This is a genomic window from Streptomyces sp. NPDC005648 (genome assembly GCF_040605395.1).
GTDB lineage: Bacteria > Actinomycetota > Actinomycetes > Streptomycetales > Streptomycetaceae > Streptomyces.
Window position 1 is genome coordinate 28,528 of record NZ_JBEXCS010000006.1, and the last position, 21,503, is coordinate 50,030.

Annotated in this window: 14 protein-coding genes and 2 pseudogenes; 8 read left to right on the forward strand and 8 right to left on the reverse strand. The window is 72.0% G+C overall.

Going from position 1 to position 21,503, the window contains the following annotated elements; translation table 11 throughout:
* Nucleotides 1-273: 273 nt before the first annotated feature.
* Together ABZT17_RS05025 and ABZT17_RS05030 are read left to right on the forward strand one after the other, a co-directional pair.
* Nucleotides 274-1,050, forward strand: coding sequence for a hypothetical protein (locus tag ABZT17_RS05025; protein WP_356343811.1), 777 nt, complete (start codon nucleotides 274-276; stop codon nucleotides 1,048-1,050).
* Nucleotides 1,051-1,085: 35 nt separating this feature from the next.
* The gene (locus ABZT17_RS05030) at nucleotides 1,086-2,468 is read left to right on the forward strand and encodes an alpha/beta hydrolase (RefSeq protein WP_356343814.1); all 1,383 of its coding nucleotides are present in this window, start codon (nucleotides 1,086-1,088) and stop codon (nucleotides 2,466-2,468) included.
* 87 nt (nucleotides 2,469-2,555) lie between these two features.
* On the opposite strand, the pseudogene ABZT17_RS05035 reads toward ABZT17_RS05030, so the two are convergent.
* The 3 genes and pseudogenes from ABZT17_RS05035 to ABZT17_RS05045 all read right to left on the reverse strand — a co-directional run.
* Nucleotides 2,556-2,966 (reverse strand): annotated as a pseudogene (locus tag ABZT17_RS05035) (ATP-binding cassette domain-containing protein); the annotation flags it as partial.
* A gap of 147 nt (nucleotides 2,967-3,113) precedes the next feature.
* Nucleotides 3,114-4,562, reverse strand: coding sequence for an L-fucose/L-arabinose isomerase family protein (locus tag ABZT17_RS05040; protein ID WP_356343816.1), 1,449 nt, complete (start codon nucleotides 4,560-4,562; stop codon nucleotides 3,114-3,116).
* 37 nt (nucleotides 4,563-4,599) lie between these two features.
* Complete coding sequence (locus ABZT17_RS05045) at nucleotides 4,600-5,898, reverse strand: MFS transporter (RefSeq protein WP_356343819.1); 1,299 nt, start codon at nucleotides 5,896-5,898, stop codon at nucleotides 4,600-4,602.
* A gap of 245 nt (nucleotides 5,899-6,143) precedes the next feature.
* On the opposite strand from ABZT17_RS05045, the gene ABZT17_RS05050 reads away from it, so the two are divergent.
* Nucleotides 6,144-8,537 (forward strand): glycosyl hydrolase, encoded by a 2,394-nt coding sequence (locus ABZT17_RS05050; RefSeq protein ID WP_356343821.1) that lies wholly within the window; start codon nucleotides 6,144-6,146, stop codon nucleotides 8,535-8,537.
* A 1,522-nt stretch (nucleotides 8,538-10,059) separates the two neighbouring features.
* Here ABZT17_RS05050 and ABZT17_RS05055 read toward each other — a convergent pair.
* A complete protein-coding gene (locus ABZT17_RS05055; RefSeq protein ID WP_356343823.1) occupies nucleotides 10,060-11,079 on the reverse strand; it encodes a LacI family DNA-binding transcriptional regulator in 1,020 nt (339 codons plus the stop codon).
* A gap of 234 nt (nucleotides 11,080-11,313) precedes the next feature.
* On the opposite strand from ABZT17_RS05055, the gene ABZT17_RS05060 reads away from it, so the two are divergent.
* Complete coding sequence (locus ABZT17_RS05060; protein ID WP_356343826.1) at nucleotides 11,314-12,690, forward strand: ABC transporter substrate-binding protein; 1,377 nt, start codon at nucleotides 11,314-11,316, stop codon at nucleotides 12,688-12,690.
* Nucleotides 12,689-13,455, forward strand: a pseudogene (locus ABZT17_RS05065) (asparagine synthase-related protein); the annotation flags it as partial. The gene ABZT17_RS05060 and the pseudogene ABZT17_RS05065, both read left to right, overlap by 2 nt.
* Nucleotides 13,456-13,471: 16 nt before the next feature.
* Here ABZT17_RS05065 and ABZT17_RS05070 read toward each other — a convergent pair.
* Nucleotides 13,472-14,140: a TetR/AcrR family transcriptional regulator C-terminal domain-containing protein gene (locus ABZT17_RS05070; RefSeq protein ID WP_356343828.1), complete on the reverse strand. Its 669-nt coding sequence runs from the start codon at nucleotides 14,138-14,140 to the stop codon at nucleotides 13,472-13,474.
* A 144-nt stretch (nucleotides 14,141-14,284) separates the two neighbouring features.
* Here ABZT17_RS05070 and ABZT17_RS05075 point away from each other — a divergent pair, with 144 nt between their 5' ends.
* Nucleotides 14,285-15,415: an NAD(P)/FAD-dependent oxidoreductase gene (locus tag ABZT17_RS05075; RefSeq protein WP_356343832.1), complete on the forward strand. Its 1,131-nt coding sequence runs from the start codon at nucleotides 14,285-14,287 to the stop codon at nucleotides 15,413-15,415.
* A gap of 55 nt (nucleotides 15,416-15,470) precedes the next feature.
* Here the strand turns inward: ABZT17_RS05075 and ABZT17_RS05080 are convergent, their stop codons facing one another.
* Nucleotides 15,471-16,163, reverse strand: coding sequence for a VOC family protein (locus ABZT17_RS05080; protein WP_356343835.1), 693 nt, complete (start codon nucleotides 16,161-16,163; stop codon nucleotides 15,471-15,473).
* Nucleotides 16,164-16,214: 51 nt separating this feature from the next.
* Nucleotides 16,215-18,530, reverse strand: a complete 2,316-nt coding sequence (locus ABZT17_RS05085; RefSeq protein ID WP_356343837.1) for an FdhF/YdeP family oxidoreductase — start codon at nucleotides 18,528-18,530, stop codon at nucleotides 16,215-16,217.
* Between the two features lie 161 nt (nucleotides 18,531-18,691).
* Between ABZT17_RS05085 and ABZT17_RS05090 the strand changes: the two genes are divergently transcribed.
* Both ABZT17_RS05090 and ABZT17_RS05095 read left to right on the forward strand, forming a co-directional pair.
* Complete coding sequence (locus ABZT17_RS05090) at nucleotides 18,692-19,606, forward strand: LysR family transcriptional regulator (protein ID WP_356343840.1); 915 nt, start codon at nucleotides 18,692-18,694, stop codon at nucleotides 19,604-19,606.
* 318 nt (nucleotides 19,607-19,924) lie between these two features.
* Complete coding sequence (locus tag ABZT17_RS05095; protein WP_356343842.1) at nucleotides 19,925-20,710, forward strand: DUF5995 family protein; 786 nt, start codon at nucleotides 19,925-19,927, stop codon at nucleotides 20,708-20,710.
* A 23-nt stretch (nucleotides 20,711-20,733) separates the two neighbouring features.
* On the opposite strand, the gene ABZT17_RS05100 is transcribed toward ABZT17_RS05095, so the two are convergent.
* Complete coding sequence (locus ABZT17_RS05100) at nucleotides 20,734-21,498, reverse strand: alpha/beta hydrolase (protein ID WP_356343844.1); 765 nt, start codon at nucleotides 21,496-21,498, stop codon at nucleotides 20,734-20,736.
* Nucleotides 21,499-21,503 lie beyond the last annotated feature (5 nt).

A 21,503-nucleotide genomic window follows, 5' to 3' on the forward strand; every position in this document is an offset into this window, starting at 1 on the left:
TCCCGGGCCAGCGTGCAACCTCGACCCGGGTCGAGGTCCAGCCCCGCCGCTACGACGGACGAGCGGCGCCGTATGTGACAGGGCCCGCTGTCCCGGTATTCGCCCACGGGGCCAACTCCCCGTTGTCGTCCTCCTGTTGCTCGGCCCAGCGTGGTGATCAGGACGCTGCGGAGCCGTCCGGCAGGGCGAGGGGATGGCCTCATGGCGCGGCTCGACGGATTGCCGGCTCCGGTCGCGGCGCGCGGGCCGAGTTCGAGGCTGCACACTGTCCCCATGACACGCATGAGGAAGATCGCAGTGCTGCTGGCGGCCGCCTCGGCCACACTGCTCGCGATACCCCCCACCTCCGCCTCCGCCATCCCCCAACGTCCCCTGTTCCACGAGAACTTCGACCATCTGCCGCTGGGTCCGGTCACCGCCGGCCGCGGCTGGACCACCGACACCTCGGACGGCTCGCTCAGCGTCGAGCGCAGCGCCGACGGCCACGGGCGCGAGCTGCGCCTGCACACCGAGGGCAACGGCCGCGCCTTCCTCGTCCTCTCCGACCTCGCGCCCCCCGGCAACAGCTTCTGGGCCCGGCTGCGGCTGCGAGTGGAGCGGTTCCCCGTCGCTCCCGACTGGGCGCACTGGACCCTCGCGGAGGCCTCCGGCTCCGATCTGCCCACGCTGGTGCGGCCGTTGGGCGGCCAGTACGTCCCCACCGAGAAGGCGAACTTCTTCGGCGTGGGGTCCGACCTCGGCCCCACCGGTGACTGGACCGCGTGGCGGACCTCCGCCCCTGCCACCGCGGGGAGTTGGAGCTGCGTCGAGTTCCACCTCGACGCGACCGACAACCGCGTCACCGTCTATCTGGACGGCAGGGAGCAGTCCGACCTGACCGTCTCCACCGAGCAACACGGCGGTACGGCCGACGACTTCGTCTTCCCGCGCTTCGACCGGCTCAAGCTGGGCTGGCAGTTGTACCAGGCCGACCCCACGCCGTCCTCGTACGACCTGCGGATGGACGACGTGACGCTGAGCACCCGGCGTGTGGGCGGGTGTGCCTCATGACGGGCGGTCTGTCGCGCCGAGGCGTGCTGGGAGGAATGGCCGCGGGAATCGCCCTGGCCGCCACGGCGGTTCGCCCGGCGGGAGCGGCAGGGGTGTCCCGGGTCGCAGGGGCGTCCGGGGCCACAGGGGCTTCCGGGGCGCCGGGGTGGAGCCGGGAGCCTTATGTCCCGCTGGCCGTCGGTCCCGGTGGTGGGCCGGCGGGATCGGACCGGGTCCATGTCCTCAAGGTCGGCCCCGACAGCGCGCCCACCGTTCTGGTCCTGGTCCCGGGGATGTTCGGGGCGGCCAACGACTTCCGGCTCGTCGCCCGGGACCTCGTGGCGGCCGTACCAGGGCTCCAGGTGTGGGCGTTCGACCGGCGGGAGGAGAACCTTGCCGACCGTGCCGGGTTCTTCACCGCCGACCCGGCCGCGTACTACCTGGACGGCCACTACCGCTCGCAGAACCCGGGCACATCCGCCTTCGCGGGCCGCTGGGGCCTCGCCCGCACCCTGGAGGACCTGCGCCGCGTCGTACGGGCCGCCGCCCGGGGCGGTAGGCGCGTGGTGCTCGGCGGGCACTCCTGGGGTGCCACCACGGCGATGACGTACGCCGCCTGGGACTTCGGCGGATGCCCCGGCTACCAGGATCTCGCCGGGCTCGTCGTGGTCGACGGCGGGGTGCGCGGGGCGTTCGACGGGACCGGGGAGCCGGTGCAGGACTCGCCCGAGGAGGTGCGGGAACGGCTCGCGGCCATCGACGCCGGGGCGGTCTTCGACCTGACCCTCAGCGCCGTCGGACTGGGCGAGCGGGCGGAGAGCACCCAGATCTGGTACCAGCTCGCGGGCTGGTACGCCCACCGCGACCCGCAGGGCCGCTCGGTCCTCCAGGCCCGGATGCCCGACGCCCTGCGGCCGCCCGTCCCGGTCACCAACGCCGGTCTCCTCGGCACCCTGGTGGACGCCGGCTTCGGCTGGCCCAACGACATCAGCGTGCACTCGGGGCACCTCGCCGACACCGGAGACGTCCGTGGCTGGGTCGACGCCGGCATCACACCCCTGGAGCGGGTGGCGACGGCGTACGCGGGCGGCCCGCTCCCGGCCGTGTGGGAGTGGTACTGGCCGGCCCGGCTCTCGGTGGACCTCGATGTCGCGGACGCCTACGCCGACACCGGGCCGACCCGTTCTCTGGGACTGCGGCTGCTGCACGCCGCTGCCCTGGACATCCCGCTCTACGTCTTCCAGACCAGCTACGCCAAGGGGACGATCGAGTCGGCCGCCCGCCAGGTCGTGGCCGACTCCCGTATCCCGTACGCGACTTTTCGGACGGACGACGGGATGAACCACCTCGACCCGCTGTTCGCGGCCCCCGCGCACAACACACTCACCCGCACCCTCGCCCCCTTCCTCGCCGCGCTGCCGGTCACGGCCGGGCCCTGACCAGCCCGGCGTCGTAGGCCATGATCACGGCCTGTGTCGACCAGCCCATGCCCGGGCGCGCTCTCCGGCGGTCGCGGCGGTGCGTGTGCCGAGCCGTTGCCCCATGCCCAGCGAGAACGCGCCCACCCGCTTGCCGGCCACGCTGCTCAGCCCGGCCAGCTCGATGACCTCCTCCACCCGGCGGCGCGAGATGCCGTGCGTGTGCGCGAGGGCCATCAGATGGTTGAACGCCGTGCGCCCAGGATGGACGGATTTCGCCTCCAGAAGGGTGCCGATCTCCTGCAGGGGAGTGGAGTGCCCGGCGTAGGCGCGTCCGTTGACGGTGACCGTACCGGCCGTCGGGGCGTCCAGACCGACGATCATCCGCATGGTCGTGGACTTGCCGGCGCCGTTGGGCCCGAGGAACCCGGTCACCTCACCGGGCCGGACGGTGAAGCTCAGCCGGTCCACCACCGTCTTGTCGCCGTACCGCTTCGTCAGCTCGCGTGCTTCGATCATGGGCGGGGGCCTTTCTCGCCTCGGACACCGCCACGGACGTGCCGTGGCTCGCGTCTTCGAAGCTAGGGCCGGGCCGCCGCACTGGGACCACAGGGGAGTCTTCGGGGGGCCCGGTGGTACCGCGGTACCACCGGACGCCCCGTCGGCTCATACTTCGCGGTGATCGATGCCGAGCAGGCTCGCCGCGGCCCGGAAGTCGGCGCCGTGGTGGCCGACGGCGAGGGACCAGTGGTGGCCCACGCCGGTGGCACTCCACGCGTCGACCCACTCGCCGGGATCACGGCCGAAGTCCACGCGGCTGGTGGTGTTGCCGATCCGCAGCAGCGGTCCGGGCACGACGGTGCCCTCGGACGTGATGAACGACAGGCTGCCGTCCGTGTCCTGCCCGAGGCCGAGGAGGGTGACCGGGCCGTGCCGGACGTCGAACTCGACGCTGACGCCCCAGCCGCGCTTGCCGTGGTAGACGCCGAGACCGCGCAGCAGCGGATCGCGGGCGCTGACCGCGAGGTGGGCGGGCCCGTCGTGGCCCATCTCCACCACTCCGTCCTGGAAGTCGAGTGCCTGGATCTCGGTGAAGGAGCCCCCGGCGCCCACGCTCTGCGAGGCCAACTGGGCCACGCTGGTGCGCAGTTCGTACTCGCCCGCCGCTGGGACTCCCCGGGCGGTGAGCAGGGAGGCGCCCAGGATCATGCCGGCACCGAGCCGTTCGTGCAGCTCGCCGTCGAGTCCCCGGTGGTAGTAGGCGAGTGAGTCCAGTGCGAAGTCCTCGACCAGCCGGTCGAGCGCCACGGACACGGTCGCGCCCCAGGCGAAGTCCTCGTCCACCACGCTCTCGTCGAGGGTGAAGACCCGGCGGGCCAGCTCCATGCGCGCGCGGGTCTCCGCCTCGGTGACCTTCTCCACCCGGTGCCGCAGATCGTCGAACTCCAGCACCTCGACATGGGAGCCGAAGGTCGACGGCAGCAGGGTCAGATCGGTCGACACATCGAGCATGCCGGGATACAGATGCCCCATCAGACCGTGCCGGGCGTGCCGCAGTGCCGCCCGGACATGGGCCGCGCGGATCCACTGCTCCACCCGCCGCCACGCCGACTCCTGGCGCAGCCAGCCCGACACCGACCGGAAGGGGATGCCGGCCCGCCGGAACACATTGCCGACCTCCGGCACCGAGCACTGCGCGCAGTAGGCCAGCCAGGCCCCCGTGTCGAAGGAGGCGTGGTCCATCCGCTCGGACGGCTGGAGGTCGACGACCAGCACCGGGGTGTGCGAGCGCTTGGCGATCGGCAGCACCATCGACGAGGTCAGATAGGTGGTCAGGAACAGCACGATCAGATCGCAGTCCGTACGGCGCAGACGTTCGGCCGCGGCCGCGCCGTCCTGGGCGTCGGAGATGAAGCCCACGTCCGTCACGTCCGCGTCCATCCGCCGCAGACGCTCCGTGACGTAGGCGGCGGACTCCTTCAACTGCGGCAGCAGATCGGGGAACTGGGGCCAGTATGTGCCGAGCCCTCCGGCGACCAGGCCGATCCGGGGGCGGCGGCGGTGCACCGGAGGGAGCAACTCCTCCAGGGGCAGGGAGTGTTCGGCGGTGGTCATGACGCTGGGTGCTCCTTCGGAGGGTGCGCTGCGGGGGTCAGGCCCGGGCCACGCCCAGATCCGCCGGGGCGGTGGCGGCCTGGGGCGAACGGCGGATGAGGACCCGGACGATGTACACGCCCGCCACCGCCGACGCCGCCATGCAGGCGGTGATCGACCAGAGCAGGACGGAGGCGCTGTACTCCATCAGGGCCGGCGTGACGAACGCGACGCCCGCGAAGACCCCGCGGGAGAGGGCGTAGGTGAGGCCCTGGGTGGTGCCCCGGGTGTCCGGGGGCAGGGTGAGCTGGGACCACACCTTGTAACTGGCCTCTCCGGCGAAGGGGTTGGAGATCTGGTACAGCACGAAGAAGACCAGCATGCCGACGAGCGCGCCGGCGGTGACGGAGGCGATGCAGAACGCGACGATCTGCACGACCGTGAACACGTAGAACAGCCGGTCCCGCAGGGGAGTGTCGGCGATCCGCACGAACACGAACGTCAGCACGAGCGCGATCGGCAGGAAGGCGAGGTTGATGCCGGTGGCCAGACTCTGCGAGGCGCCGCTGACCGTGACCAGGAGATAGGTGCCGAACTGGCCGAAGGTGTTGGCGCCGATGCCCCAGGTGACGTAGTAGGCGAAGGTCGCGGCCATGGGCAGGAGTGCGGCACGGTTCATGATGTTCTTGAGTGCGATACCGCGCGGGGCCTCCAGTTCGGCGGCCTCCTGCGCCACCTCCGCGTCCGACGGTTCGTCGGCCAGCTCCAGACGGGAGCGGAGCTGCCAGGTCACCAGCGCGGCGACCGCCAGATGGCCGGTGATGATCCGTGCCCCCGTCATGCCGGTGTCCGACAGGAGATAGCCGAGGAAGATCACCACGACGATGCCCGCCACCCACATGACCTGCGTGAACGACACCAGACGGGCCCGGCCGTCGGAGGGCGCCGCGTCCGAGACCACGGCCAGGGACGTCGGCAGATCGGCCCCGGCGGCGAGGCCGGCCACGAGCACCCCGATGAACAGCACGACGTCGTCGGGCGCGAGGGTGATGACGATCGCGCCCAGCGCGTAGCAGAAGATGTCCCAGTTGTAGACGCGGCGGCGGCCGAACATGTCGGCCAGCCGCCCGCCCACCAGGGAGCCCACGGCGATGCACCCGGTGACGATGGCGCTGATCGCGCCCGCCATCCAGACACCCATGTCGTAACTGTGCCGGTAGATCGCCAGGTTGACGGCGATGCTGACGATGAGGGCGGCGTCGAGGTAGGAGGCCATGCCCGACAGGGCCGCCACCTTCCACAGGCGCCAGGGGATGGGCTGTTCCGAGCGATGGGGGGAGATCGGGGTTCGGACCATGATGCGACTCCGTCGTCGTCTGGGGATGGGCCGAGAGCGGATGGTGCGAGTGCGAGGGGGGACGTAGCGACTGTGAAGTCGGTGCGCAGTGAATATAGGGAGGGAAAAACGTTCCAACAACCCCTCATGCGGCCATTCGCAGGAACCCGTGTCCGCCTTCTTCCCGTCCTCCGGATCCGGTGCCAACATTGCAGGTTGTCGACCACATGGCCCGTGTAAAACGTTTTTGACCGTGAGGACGCCTCGTGATCTCCTCCGCGCTCCAGCAGCTGTTCGACGACCCGCCCCGGGACTTCGGCCCCACCCCGCTGTGGTGGTGGTCGGGCGCGAGGGTCACCCGTGAGCGCCTCGCCTGGCAGATGCGCCGGTTCGCGCAGGGCGGCGTCCACAACCTCGTGGTCATCAACCTCGCCCCGGCCGGCCCCGGTTTCGGCGCCCCGGCCGACGACCCGGCCTGGTTCGGCGAGGAGTGGTGGGCCCGCTTCACCGACGCCTGCGAGATCGCCCGGGACCTGGGTATGCGGCTGTGGTTCTACGACCAGATCGGGTTCTCCGGCGCCAACGTCCAGGGCGCCGTCACCCGACTGCACCCGGAGGCGAGAGGCCTCGCCCTGCGCCTTCGCCGGACGACGGCCGACGGCGGCACGGTGGAACCGGGGAGCGCGGAGACCCTCGTGGGTGTCTACGGCACCGACGGCCGGCGGCTGCCGGTCGCCGCGGCGGCCGGGGGCGGCGAGGTCGACCTGGTCACCGCGGTCCCCACGGCCTTCGACTACCTGGACCCGGACGCCGTCGGGCTGCTCCTGGACACGGTCCACCACGAGTTCGACCGCCGCGTCCCCGAGTACCTCGGCAACGTCGTCGCGGGCAGCTTCCAGGACGAGCTGCCCGGCACCAACTCCTGGAGCCACCGCCTGCCCAAGGAGTTCCTGGCCCGGCGCGGCTACGACCTCCTCGACCATCTTCCGGCCCTCTTCCACGACCTCCCGCAGGCCGCGAAGATCCGCGCCGACTACTACGCCGTCCGCGCCGAACTCACCGAAGAAGCCCTGTTCCGACCCTTCGCCGCCTGGCACGAGGAACGCGGCATGCTCCTGGGCTGCGACCAGAGCCACCCGGCCCGCTCCGGCTTCCCGGCCCAGTCCACACAGATCTACACGGACTACTTCCGCACCCACCGCTGGTTCGGCGCCGCCGGCAGCGACCACCACGGCGACTCCAAGGTCCACTCCTCGATGGCCCATCTCCATGGCCATGAGCGCGTGTGGATCGAGGCGTTCCACTCCTCCGGCTGGGGCGGCACCCTGGAGGACACCTACGACTGGCTGCTGCCGTTCCTGCGCAGCGGCGCCAACCTGTACAACCCGCACGCCAGTTACTTCGGCACCGCGGGCGGATGGTTCGAATGGGCGCCGCCGTCCACCGACTGGCGCCAGCCCTACTGGCAGCAGTACCCGGCCTTCTCCCGGGCCGTCGCCCGTATCTGTTCGATCATGTCCTGGGGCACCTACAGCGCCGATGTCGCGGTCCTGCATCCCACCGCCACCATGCAGGCCCTCATCCCGCTGGACGCGCCGATCCAGCACTTCGGCGACGGCCGACTGGGCGAGGCCCACGCCGACGTCGACGAGACCCAGCGGCACTACCTCGGCCTGTGCGGCACCAACAACTGGCTGCGGCCCCGGACCGGTGCCCTCGACCGCCACGGCATCCCCTTCGACGTCATCGACGACGCCTCGGTGCAGCGGGGGTCGGTACAGCGGGAGACGGCCACCGAAGGTGCCCTGCGCGTCGGGGAGTTGGCGTACCGCGCGGTGCTGCTGCCCTCGGCGAGCGTCCTGGAGGAGGGCACGGCCCGGCGGCTGACCGAACTGCTCGACGCGGGCGGGCGGGTGGTCGTCGTGGGCCGCCCGCCCGAGGCGGCCGCCGGGATGGGCGGTGACGACACCGTCGTGGCGGCGCTGAGCGCCCATCCACGGCTGGAGCGGGTGGACGACGCCGAGGCGGGAGGCGACGCCGTGGCGGGGGTCGCCGGGTACGCGCGGGGTGAAGTGCCGCTGCTCGTACGGCGGTCGGGCGGCCAGGCGGTCGCGCTGGTGACCGGGGCCTTCCCCGACGCCCGCACCGATCCGGCGAACGGCGACCACACCGTCGACCCGGCGCGCTACGCCCGCACCAGGACCGTCACCGTACGCGCCCCGGTCTCCGAGGCCGAGGTCTGGAACCCGGCGACCGGCGCCCGTCACCCCGCCCGCGTCACCGCATCCGACGGCGCCTCGGTCGTCGAAGTGCCCTTGGCGGGTGCCCCCGCCGCCCTCGTCGTATGGCGCGAGGGCACCCCGGCGACCCGGCCGACGGCGCGACCGCGCGCAACGGTGCGCACCGTCGACCTGTCGACCGGGTGGGAGGGCCGCCTGGTCCCCACCCTGGACAACACCTGGGGCGATCTCGCCCTGCCCCCCCGGCTCGTCCGTCGACGAGCCGCAGATCTGGACCATGCGGGCGACCGAGACCGGTGCCGGCTGGGAGGAGACACGGGCGACCTACGGCAACCGGGTGCGCGTCCTTCATCCGGTGCCCGCGGCCGAGGCCCCCCAGCCGCTGGACCGCGCGAGTGTCCTGCGCGTCCTCGACGGTGAACAGCCCCTCGCGGACGACGACTGGACCGTGGCGCTGTTCTCGTCGAGCCGCGGGATCCCGGACCCGGACGGCCTGCTGGGCAACAAGGGCCTGGTTCCCGAGGAGTTCGTGCGCGTCCCGGTTCCCTGCGGCGCGACCGTCGCCCGGGTCAGGGCCGTTGTCGTCACCGACCACCGCGGCCCGGCCGATCTGCACATCGGCGCGGCGGCGACCAAACGGGTGTGGTGGAACGGCGAACGGCTGGAGACCGGCAGCGGATACCGGGTGTCGGCCGGGGTGGACGTGGACCGCCCGCACAACGTCCTGGAGTACGAACTCTCCGACGCCCAGGACCGGCCCTCGCAGATCTCCGCCGCATCCCATGCCCCGCTGGGCAGTTACTTCTGTCTGGCCCACCCGGGCGGATTCGCGGAGCGCCCGCAGTTCATGTGCCTGCCCGACGACGTGCGCCCGGCCGGCGGGATCACCTGTCGAGGCCGGCTGCTCGTGGCGCACGCCGACCCGCGGGCCGTGCTCGTGGTGGGGGCCGCGGTGGGCGTCACCGTGCTGCTCGACGGCGCCGTCGTGGCGCGCCAGGAGAAGGTGCAGTACTACGAGGCCGACTGGGGCGCGGTGCCCATGTTCTTCCGGCACGAACTGGCTCTCGGCGAGGGCGATCACGTGCTGGAGGTGGTCGCCGACGGCGACCGTGCCCGGGACGCCGTCTTCGTCGACCTCGTGGCGGACGGGACCGCGCTGGTGAGCGGGGCCGGGTGGGAGGCGCGGACGGGGGAGTGGCGTGGACACACCGTCGAACATCTCGGCAGATGGGGGGAGTTGGGGCACTGCCATGCGGCGGTACGACCGCACCCGCTGCCGGACACCGAGTGGCTGGGCGGCGCCCCGGTTCTGGGCACCGCCGTACCGCCCTGGCGCTGTACGGATGACGTCCGCGAGAGGGCACAGCGCTTCCGGTTCACCGTGCCGCCGGGAACCGTGTCGCTCGACCTGCCGCTTGAGCCGGCTGCCCGGGTGGAGATGGCGGGCGGCCCCGAACTCGCCCTGCGGGGACAGAAAGTGACCTGGGATCAGCCCCTGCCGGAGGCCGCGGACATCGAGGTCGTCACCGAGCCCACGGCCGTCCTGCGCGGCGGTTCGGCCTGGCGCGGGCCGGTGCGCGTCCGTACCGAACCGGCGCCGTTGCCGCTGGGGGAGTGGCGGCAGTGGGGGCTGGGCAGTTGGACCGGCGGAGTGACCTATGCGCGCACCCTGGAGGTCCCGGCCGGGCCGGACCCGGTCCTGGATCTGGGGCGGGTGCGCGGGAGCGTCGCGGTCGCGGTCGACGGGGAGCCGGTCGGTGAGGCGTTCTGTGCCCCCTACCGCTTCGAACTGCGGGGCGCCGCCGGGCGGACCGTCCGGCTCGAAGTGACGGTCCGCAACACCCTTGCCCCGTATCTCGCCGAAGCCACCCCGACGGCCTGGGCGTTCGAGTCGCAGCTGCCGAGCGGACTGCTGGGGCCGGTCACGCTGGAGATCGCGGGGTCAGCCGCCGGAGCGTGACCGGGTGGAGTCCCGCAGGACCAGTCCGGGCGCGAACACCCTTGTCTCATGGGCGTGTTCGGCCCGCGCCTCCACCTCGTCGAGGAGCATCTCCACGGCCGCCCTGCCGAGATCCTCGACGGGCTGACGGACGGTCGTGAGGGTCGTACCGACGAAGCTGGCGATGTCGAGGTCGCCGTAGCCGACGACCTGTACGTCCTCGGGCACCTTCACACCGCGTTCGGCGAGACCGCGGCACAGTCCGGCGGCGAGGAAGTCATTGGTGCAGAAGACACCGTCGGGCAGCTCGTCGAGCCCTCGGGCGATCTCCAGGCCGTACGCCACCGTCATCTCCTCGGCGAGGACCTGGCCGAGGCGGGCCTCGCGTCGGCTGCGCACGGCCTGGCGGGCGCCCTGGTGACGGTCGGCGCACTGCCGTATCGACCGCTCCCCGTTCACCACCAGGATGTCGCGCGCCCCGCACTCCAGCAGATGCTGCACGGCGATACGGCCGCCGGTGATGTCGTCGACGGAGACGGAACAGCCCTCCTGCGCGGGCATCGCGCGGTCCGCGAGGACCAGGGGGATACCGCGCTCGCGCAGCCGGGTGAGCCGGGTGGGGTCGGCGCTGAGCGGGACCACCACGGCGCCGACGGCCCGCTGCTCGACCAGCATGGTGAAGTAGCCCTGCTCGCGCTCCGGGGCGTCCCCGCTGTGGCAGAGGACGAGGGAGTAGCCGTGGTCGTAGGCGGCGTCGGCCGCGCCCCTGGCGATACGGGCGTAGAAGGAGTTGGTCACGTCGGGCAGCACCAGTCCGATCGAGGACGAGTGCCCGGTGCGCAGACCGGCGGCGCCCGGGTGGGGGACGTAGTCGAGCGCCGCGACCGCGTCGCGAACCCGCTCCGCGGTGCGGGCGTTGACGCGCTCGGGGCGGTTGAGAACGTTCGACACCGTCGACACCGAGACCCCGGCGGCGGCCGCTACGTCCTGGATACGGGCGGGGCGAACCGGAATGGTGTCCACCCCCTCGCTGTGACAGCCGCGCCACCAGGCACGACGTGGTCCTTGCAGGCGGACGGAAGTCTACCCCGGCCGGGGTTGCATCGTTTTGACGAGTATCTCCATTCCATAAACTAAGTGCATGATTCTCTTGTGTGAGTACTTGCCTACCGGAATAGGAGAATGTACTTTCCGGCGCTAGGCAATCTCCCCTCACCTCCCTCGGACGACGGCGTCCGAACTCCCCGAGGAGGCACCTTGCGCAGGCTGCTCATCGGCACGGTCACCGCGGCCGCGGTGCTGCTGGCCGGCTGTTCCTCCCACTCGGACACCGCCCCCGACACGGAGGCGAGCGGGTCCCCGGCCGCCGGCGCCTCCGCGAAGGCCTCGTCCGACTTCGGCACGCTGAAGAACGTGTGCGGTCCCGGCACCGCGAAGTCCTCCGGTGTGCAGGGCGTCACCGGCTCCTCGATCCGGGTCGGCGTGCTGACCGACCTCGGCTTCACCAAGAACTCCGAATTCCCGGACGCGGCCGAGGTGTTCACCTCGTGGTGCAACGCGGCCGGCGGCATCGACGGCCGCAAGCTCGTCCCGGTCACCCGCGACACCGGGCTGATGCAGGTCCGTGAACAGGTCCTGGCCGCCTGCAAGGCGGACTTCGCGCTGGTCGGCGGCGGTGCCGCGCTGGACGGTCTGGGGGTGGCCGACCGGCTCAAGTGCCTGCTGCCCGACTTCCCGGCCCAGTCCACCCAGGCCGTGGGCTCCGACCTCCAGGTCCTGGCCACCGGCGCCGGGGTCGGCTACTTCCCCTATGCCGGCTACTACCGCTGGCTGCTGAAGGACAAGTACCCCGGCTCGGCCGGGAAGGTCGGCATCATCGCCGGCGACAGCCCGGTCAGCAAGACCTTCGCCGCCCAGTACACCGAGGGCGTCGCGGGCCTCGGCGGCAAGGTCACCTACAACGACCTCTACCCGGCGGCCGGCGTCGCCGACTGGACGCCGTACGCCCAGAAGATCAAGAGCAAGGGTGTCAAGGGCCTCACCTTCCTCGGTGACTTCGCCAGTCTCGCCAAACTGGAACAGGCGCTGACCGCCATCGGCTACGCGCCCGACTGGATCGACGCCAACAGCAACGCCTACGGACCCGCCTTCCCCCAACTCGCCGGAACCGCCCTGGCCACCCAGCACAACTACGCCGAACTCTCCGCCACCGCACCGCTGGAGAGCGCCGCCGCCAACCCGGCCACCCAGCAGGTCATCGATCTGTTCAAGAAGTACGCCCCCGGCAAGCAGGTCACCTTCCCGGTGCTGCGCGCCTTCTCCGCCTGGCTGCTGTTCGCGACCTCCGCCCGCGACTGCGCCACCCTGACCCGCACGTGCGTCTACCAGAACGCGCTCAAGCAGACCGCCTGGACGGGCGGCGGGCTCCAGGCCCCGGCCGATCTGAGCAGGAACGACGTTCCGCCCAAGTGCTACTCCATCGTCGAGACCACGGCCAAGGGCTGGCGGCCGGCGGACTTCGGGCCCGACACCGGCGCCTACCGCTGCGACGCGCCCGCCTACAAGTACAAGGGCGACTACGGCAAACCGGCGACCCTCGCCTCCGTGGGCAAGTCCCTCTCCGATCTCAGGTGAGCCCGGCACCGTCGTGACCGTCGACCGCTCGGGCCCGCACCGGCGGGTCTACTGGCAGTCGGAGACCCGGCCGCACACCGACGACCGCGAGACCGGCATCGCCACGGTCCGCTCCCTGCTGGACGACATCGTGCGCCGCCAGCTCGTCGCCGACGTGCCCCGCTGCACCCTGCTCTCCGGCGGTCCGGACTCCTCCGCGATGACCGCGATCGCCGCCCGTCAACTCGGCGGGCGAGCACGGCGAGAAGGTGCGCAGCTTCGCCGTCGACTTCGTGGGCCAGACCGACCACTTCGTCGCCGACGAACTGCGCGGGCCCCCCGACACGCCCTTCGTGCACGACGTGGCCCGTACCTCGCACACCGAGCACCAGGACATCGTGCCGCGACCACCGGCTCGTCGTGTACGTCTACAACACGCCCTGGGCGCTGAAGTCCTTCGACGGCAGGGAGAAGAGCCTGCTGCGGGAGGCGACCGCCGACGTCCTGCCGAAGTCGGTGTACGACAGGGTCAAGGGCCCGTATCCCTCCACCCGGGACCCCAAGTACGCGGCGGCCCTCCAGGATCAGGCGAAGGATCTACCGGCACGGCCCTCCCACCCGGTCTTCGACCTCGTCGACCACGACCGCCTGCGCCGGGTCGCCCACCGCGCGGAGCCCGTGAACACGCAGGCCGAGCGCCGCGGCCTGGAACGCGCGCTGGGCCTGGCCGTGTGGAGGGAGCTGTACCGCCCGGAGATCCGGCCGGCCTCGGGCGCGCGCGGCTGACGTACGGCGGACCCGGCTACCGGGCGGTGATCCCGGCGAGGATGAGTTCGATCCCGGCGAGGAACTCCGCCCGGTCGTCATGGTCCCGCATCTGGGCGGCGACGGCGCGGGTGAACGGGTAGGCGGCGGCGTCGAGTCCTGCCCATGCGTCGGCCACGGCGCCCAGGAACTCGGTCCGGTCGGTGTCCGGCTGGAGTGTCTCGCCGACGACGGCGTTCTGCCCCGCCACGCCGAGGACGTAGTTCACCAGCGTGGACGCCACGGTGAACTGGGACCGGTCGGGCACGCCCAGCGCCTGGACCTGGCGCCCGACGCGTTCGAAGACCCCCAGCATCGGGGGCTGCCACGAAGCGCGGGCGAGCTGTGCGCCGACCCACGGGTGGGCGTCGATCGCGTCGAACACGCCGAGGGCGAGGGCGCGGATCGCCTCCTGCGGCGTCGCGTCGGCGTCGTCGGGGGGAACGGTGGTGGCCATGACCGCCTCGGTGGCGGCGGCGAGGAGCTCGGCCTTGCCGGTGACGTGCCAGTAGATCGCCCCGGGCCCGGTCGTGAGGCGCTCGGCGAGCGCGCGGAACGTCAGACCGCCCTCGCCCACCGTGTCGAGAAGCTCCACGGCGGCGCCGACGATGCGCTCCCGGGAGAGCGGTTCCTGCCGTCGTTCCGGACGACGTGCCCTGGTTGCCATGGCGCCATCCTAGACCGCCCTGGAACGGCGTTCCAGCTTGACAGTGTCTGGAACGACGTTCCATGCTGAGGGCGCTGGAACGTCGTTCCAGTCGTGTTGTGCCGCGTGTCCGCCCAGCGGTCCGCGCTCGGAAAGGGAAGCACCATGACCACGGTCACGATCATCGGCGCCGGACTCGGCGGCCTCACGCTCGCCCGCGTCCTGCATGTCCACGGCATCCCGGCCACCGTCTACGAGGCCGACGCCTCCCCGACGGCGCGTGCGCAGGGCGGGATGCTCGACATCCACGACCACGACGGCCGGCTCGCCCTGGCGGCGGCCGGCCTGACCGACGAGTTCCGGGCTCTGGTCCTGGAGGGCCGCGAGGCGACCCGCTTCGTCGGCCTCGACGGGACCGTCCTGCTCGACATACCCGACGACGGCACGGGCGGCCGCCCCGAGGTGCAGCGCGGCGAACTACGGCGGATCCTGCTCGAATCGCTCCCGGCCGGCACCGTCCGGTGGGGCCACAAGGTCACCGCCACCCGCGCCCTCGGCCGTGGCCGCCACGAGGTGACCTTCGCCGACGGCGGCACGGTCCGGACGGAGGTCCTGGTCGGCGCGGACGGCGCGTGGTCGCGGGTCCGCCCGCTGCTGTCGGCCGCGACCCCCGAGTACGTCGGCAGGTCGGTCGTGGAGACCTATCTGTACGACGCCGACACCCGCCACCCCGCGGCCGCGAAGGTGGTCGGCGGCGGGGCGCTCTTCGCGCTCGCACCCGGCAAGGGCATCCAGGCGCACCGGGAGAGTGGCGGCACCCTGCACACCTATGTGGCGCTCACCGAGTCCCAGGACTGGTTCGCCGCCATCGACTTCACCGACCCCGCCGCGGCCACCGCGCGGATCCTGCGGGAGTTCGACGGCTGGGCACCGGAGCTGACGGCGCTGATCACCGACAGCGACACCGCGCCGGTCCTGCGCACCCTTCACACCCTGCCAGCCGAGCACCGCTGGGACCGGGTGCCGGGAGTCACCCTGCTCGGCGACGCCGCCCACCTCGCGGCCCCGAACGGCGAGGGAGCCAACCTCGCCATGTACGACGGCGCCGAACTCGCCCACGCCCTCGCCGCGCACCCCGACGACATCGAGGCCGCGCTCACCGCCTACGAGGAGCGCCTGTTCCCGCGGAGCATCGCCGCCGCCGTGGAGGGCAACCGACTCAACGAGTCACTGTTCGGCGACGACACACCCCATGGCCTGATCAAGATGTTCAACGACCAGGGAGGCAGCCGGTGAGGGGGCCGACCCCTCGACTTCCCGGGCGCGTACCCGGGTCCGTCCGACGGGCGTCTCAGCCGTCCCGGCCCTGCCAGGTCGTCACACAGATCTCGTTGCCCTCCTGGTCGGCGAGCACCCAGAACGCGGGAGCGCGGGCCGCGGAGACGAGGCGGCCGCCGGCCGCCAGCGCGGTCTCGATCCGCCGGGGTGCCTCGTCGTGCGGAACGCAGAGGTCGAAGTGGACGCGATTGCGCTGCGGGCGCGGCCGGTCCATCCGCTGGAACCAGAGGGCCGGCCCTTGTCCGACCGGGTCGACGAGCGGATCCTCCGGTCCCTCCGCGCCGGGTTCGTCGGTGTAGCCGAGCACCGCTTTCCAGAACGGGCGGATCCCGGCGATGTCCATCGCGTCGATCGCGATCTCCAGCACCTGGACGGACCGTGGTGCCGCCGTGCCGATCTCGGGCTCGGTCACCAGCCCCGAGGCGGCCGCAGTGGCGGAGATCCGACGCGCCAGTTCGACGTCCCGGGCGGTGACCGCCGCCCGGTCCACGGACTGAAGAGTGAGGACGACACGGTCGGGGCGGACATCGATCCGAAGGTGCCGGTCGGCATCGTCGCCGCACACCGCGACGGCGTCCGCCGCCAGGCCGATCGCCCGCGCCGACGAGTCGACCGGGACCGACGTCCGCAATGTGCCGAGCAGGAACCGCCACCCGCAGTCCCGCACCGCCTCCGAGGCTTCCCGCCGACTCAATACCTGGTCCATGACGGCATTTTCGCAGCCGGCACCGGAGTCCCGGCCGGGTGGGGCCCCCGTCTACGCCGGTGCCGGCGCCTGCTCGGCGGTCCGCTCCAGCCGTACGATCACGCTCTTCGACGTCGGTGTGTTGCTGATGTCGGCGACGCTGTCGAGCGGCACCAGCACATTGGTCTCCGGGTAGTAGGCGGCGGCCGAACCCGGGGGAGTGGGGTAGGAGACGACGCGGAAGGCGTCGGCGCGGCGCTCCGAGCCGTCGGACCAGACACCGACCAGGTCGACGAGGGTGCCGTCCGCCAGGCCCAGGGCGGCCAGGTCCGCCGGACTGACGAGGACGACACGCCGGCCGCCCTTGATGCCCCGGTAGCGGTCGTCCATCGCGTACGGGACGGTGTTCCACTGGTCGTGCGAACGCAGCGTCTGCAGGACCAGGTGGCCCTCGGGCGCCCGGAGCATCGTGAAGTCGTTGACGCTGAAGACCGCCTTGCCGCTGGGTGTGCGGAAGGTACGGGAGTTGACCGGGTTGGGCAGCCGGAAGCCGCCGGGCCGCCGTACGCGCTCGTTGAAGTCCTGGAATCCGTCGACCACTCGGGCGATGCGGTCGCGGACGAGGTCGTAGTCCCGCTCGAAGTCCGCCCAGGGGATGGCGGGTTCGGACCCCAGGACCTTGCGGGCGAGGCGGGTGATGATGGAGACCTCGCTCAGCAGGTGCGGGGACGCCGGGGCGAGACGGCCGCGGGTGGCGTGGACCTCGCTCATGGAGTCCTCGACCGTCATGAACTGCTCCCCGCCCGCCTGGACGTCACGGTCGCTGCGGCCGAGCGTCGGCAGGATCAGCGCGGTGCGTCCGCACACCGCGTGGGACCGGTTCAGCTTGGTCGAGATGTGTGCCGTCAGCCGGCAGTCGCGCAGGGCGCGCTCGGTGACGTCGCTGTCCGGGGTCGCCCGGACGAAGTTGCCGGCGACACCGACGAACACCTTGGCCCGTCCGTCGCGCATGGCCCGGATGGAGTCGACGGAGTCCAGGCCGTGCCGGGTCGGCGGGGTGAACGCGAACTCCCGTCCCAGCCGGTCCAGGAACGGCTGCGGCATCCGCTCCCAGATGCCCATCGTGCGGTCGCCCTGCACATTGCTGTGCCCGCGCACCGGGCACACGCCCGCGCCCGGGCGGCCGATGTTGCCGCGCAGCAGAAGGAAGTTGACGACCTCCCGGATCGTCGGCACCCCGTGCTTGTGCTGCGTCAGGCCCATCGCCCAGCAGACGATGACCCCGCGGCTGGCCAGGACCCGCTCGTGCACCCGCTCGATCTCGTCCCGGGTCAGTCCGGTCGCCTCCAGCACGGAATCCCACGAGGTCTCACGGATGTGCGCCACGAAGTCGTCGTAGCCCGTGGTGTGCTCCTCGATGAACTCCCGGTCCAGGACGGTGCCCGGCTCCTTGTCCTCCGCCTCCAGCAGGAGCAGGTTCAGCGCCTGGAAGAGGGCGAGGTCGCCGCCGGGCCGTATCTGCAGGAACTGGTCGGCGATCTGGGTACCGCGTCCGACGACACCACGCGCCTTCTGCGGATGCTTGAAGCGCAGAAGTCCCGCCTCCGGAAGGGGGTTCACGGCGACGACCTGGCCGCCGCGGCGCTTGGTCTCCTCCAGCGCGGACAGCATGCGCGGGTGGTTGGTGCCCGGGTTCTGCCCCACGACGAAGACGAGATCGCAGTCGTGGAGGTCGTCCAGACCGACACTGCCCTTGCCGATGCCCAGCGTCTCGTTGAGAGCCGAACCGCTGGACTCGTGGCACATGTTGGAGCAGTCCGGCAGGTTGTTGGTACCGAAGGCACGCGCGAACAGCTGGAGCAGGAAGGCCGGTTCGTTGGCCAGCCGGCCCGAGGTGTAGAAGAGCGCCTCGTCCGGGTGGTCCAGGGCGCGCAGCTCGTCGGCGAGCAGGTCCAGGGCCTCGTCCCAGCCGATCGGTTCGTAGTGCGTGGCCCCCTCGCGCAGCACCATCGGCTCGGTCAGCCGGCCCTGCTGGTTCAGCCAGAGGTCCGATCTGCGGCTCAGCTCGTCCACCGAGTGCCGGCGGAAGAAGTCCGCGGTCACCCGGCGGGAGGTGGCCTCGTCGCTGATGTGCTTGGCACCGTTCTCGCAGTACTCGTTGCGGTGCCGTCGGCCCGGCGCGGGCTCGGGCCAGGCGCAGCCCGGGCAGTCGAAGCCCTTCGTCTGGTTGATGGCGAGCAGGGTCAGCGCGGTGCGCCGGGGCGAGGTCTGGCCCAGGGCGTACTTCAGGGCGTGGACGACGGCGGGTGCGCCGGTGGCCCAGGTCTTGGGGGCCGTGACGGACAGCTCGTCCCCGTCCGGCTCATCCGGCTCGTCGAAGTCCCGCATCGGGCGTCACGCCCTCTCTGCTCGTGTGACCCCTCACTGTCGGCCGGGGCGTCGGGCCAGGTCAAAGCGGAAGTTCCGATCGGCTGAGAGGCGACACCGATCACCGCTGGGTGATCGGCGCCACCGGAGCCGGAATCCGGGGCACGGGGGATCATGGGAGAGTGCTGCTGCGCCAACTCGAGTACCTTGTCGCCCTCGCCCGCGCCCGCCACTTCGCGAAGGCGGCGCAGGCCTGCTACGTCTCCCAGCCGACCCTCTCCGAGGGCGTCCGCAAGCTGGAGGACGAGCTGGGCATCCCCCTGGTCCGGCGCGGCCGCAGGTTCGACGGCTTCACTCCGGAGGGTGAGCGGGTCGTCGTGTGGGCGCGGCGCATCCTGGCCGACCGGGACGCGATGCGGGGCGAGATCCAGGCGCTGCGCGCGGGGCTGACCGGCCGGCTGCGCATCGGGACCGTCCCGACGGCGTCCACCGCGGTCGCCCTGCTGACCCAGCCGTTCTGCGCCGCCAACCCGCTCGCCACCGTCCAGGTCTTCGCCGACCTTCAGGCCGTCGACATCGTCAACCGGCTGCGGACGTACGAGCTCGACGCCGCCGTGACCTATCACAGCTCGGTCGTGGGACAGGAGTTCAAGTTCGTCCCGCTGTACCAGGAGCGCTACGTCCTGCTGACCCGGCTCACGGCCCCTGAACCCGGCCCGGTCGAGGTCTCCTGGGAGGAGGCGGCCCAGTACCCCCTGTGTCTGCTGCACCCGATGATGCAGGGGCGCCAGGTCCTCGACGCGGTCTTCGAGACGGTGGGGGTGCCGGTGACGCCCAGGGTCGAGACCGACTCCATCGCTTCCCTGTTCGCGCAGGTCAGAGCCGGTCACTGGGCGAGCATCGTGCCGCACACCTGGCTGCATGTCTTCGGCGTCCCCGCGGGCATGCGCGCCGTCCCCCTGGTCCGCCCGGTCCGTACGGAACGGATCGGCCTGGTGCTCCCGGCCCGCGAACCCGTCCCGGTGATCGGCCAGGCCCTGATCGACGTCGCGGCCCGCGCCGGTATCGCGGCAGCACTGGAGCAACTGCCCGACTAGGGCGTGTTGCGAAAGTCCCGCCTGCCGCTCGACGCCTGGCACGCACTCTCGCCGCACCGGGCGAAAACCCACGTACAACCAGCACGAGGGCTTCCGCCCGGCACGCCGAGAGCCCGCCCCAGACGCCGCCCGGCCCGCCCTCCGGGCGGACGCCGGGACTTTCGCAAGACGCCCTAGGGCCGGGTGCCCCCGGTGGCCGCGGCCGCCACCGGTGCCCTGCGCCCGATGTCCGGGCCGGGCCGTTGCCCCCCGCCGGAACCGGAACGGGAGCCCCGCTCGTCTCCTCGCCAAGTGGGGTGGGTGAGAGGGGAGTTGGGCATGGCGGCAGAGAACATCGACGGGGTCGTGGACGGGCTTGCCGACATCGTGCGCGAGGCGGAGCGCGACGGTGACCGGATCGGGTACTTCGCGGCGCTGTACCGGCAGGTGACCGTCGAGATCCGCGCGGCCATCCACGCCGGGCAGTTCGAGGACGGCGCCCGGATGGACCGCTTCGACACGCTCTTCGGCAACCGCTACTTCGCCGCCCACGACGCCTGGCGCCGTGACCGCGGCGGGCCGCGGTGCTGGCGCGAGACGTTCGGGCTGCTCGACGACGCGGACACGATCATCGTCCAGCACCTGGTGCTCGGCGTGAACGCGCACATCAACCTCGACCTGGCGGTCGCCGCCGCGGGGACCAGCCCCGGCGCGGACATCCAGGCGTTGCGGCACGACTTCCTGCTGATCAACGACATCCTCGCGCGGGTGGTGCTGGCGGTGCAGGACTCGGTCGACGCCCTGTCACCGTTCATGTCGCTGCTGGACAAGGTCGGCGGCCGCACCGACGAGCGCATCCTCGACTTCAGCATCGTCCAGTCCCGTGCGGAGGCCTGGCACAACGCCGTCCTGCTGGCCGGCCGGACCGAGGCGGAGCGCGCGGCCACCATCGAGCGGCTCGACATCCGGGCCGCGGTGCTCGCCAGGCTGATAGCACGGCCGGCCGGTATCGTCCGCCCGGCGCTGGAGCTGATCCGCCACACCGAGAGCGACGACGTACCGGCCGTCATCGCTCACCTGGACAGCGTCATGGAGCGGGCCTCCGCCGGCCGGACGACGGGGTGAGACCCGGCATCCGGCCGCTCGCATCAGGCCGGTGTCATGACGGTCCGGCCGAGATGCCGGGCGAAGAAGCGGAGCGCGCTGTCGGCCTCGAACCTGGGCAACTCCTTGTGCCGGCCCGCGTTGGCGTGCAGGGTCTTCTCCCGTGAGGCGAAGGCGTCGAACAGCGCGAGACCGGCCTCGCGCGGAATGTGCTCGTCGTCCCACTGGAGCGTGTACTCGATCGGGACGGTGATCCGCCTCGCGGTCCCGGCCAGGGCATCGGGCCAGTGGAGACCGAAGACCGCGGCGGTGACCCTGGGTTCGGCGGCCACGAACGGCACACCGATCGCCGTACCGAGGTTGAGGCCGTAGTAGCCGACCGGTCCCTCGGGGCCGATCTCCGGGAGCCGCTGCAGGGCGTCCAGGGCCGCCCGCCACTCCGGTACGGCGCGCTCGGCGAGGTGCGCGTTGTAGCGGACCACGATCGGGCCGACGGGCTCGCCGGCCGCCATCGCCCGCCGCATCACGGCGATCTCCCGCTCGTCGTGCGCGGTGCGTGGCCGCTCGCCGTGCCCGGGTGCGTCGACGCAGGCCACATGGAGGCCGGCGCCGGTCACGAGCAGGCGCGCCCGGCCGGTCATCGCCGGCCACTTCCTGTGGGTGCCGCCGCCGTGCCCCATCAGTACCAGGGGCGCGCGGTCGGCGGCGGACGCGGGCGACCACAGCACGCCGGGGATCTCGCCGAGGGTGAAGTCGCGTTCTACGACGCCGTCCGACGACGTCTGCGTGGTGAAGCGCAAGGAGTTCATGGCGG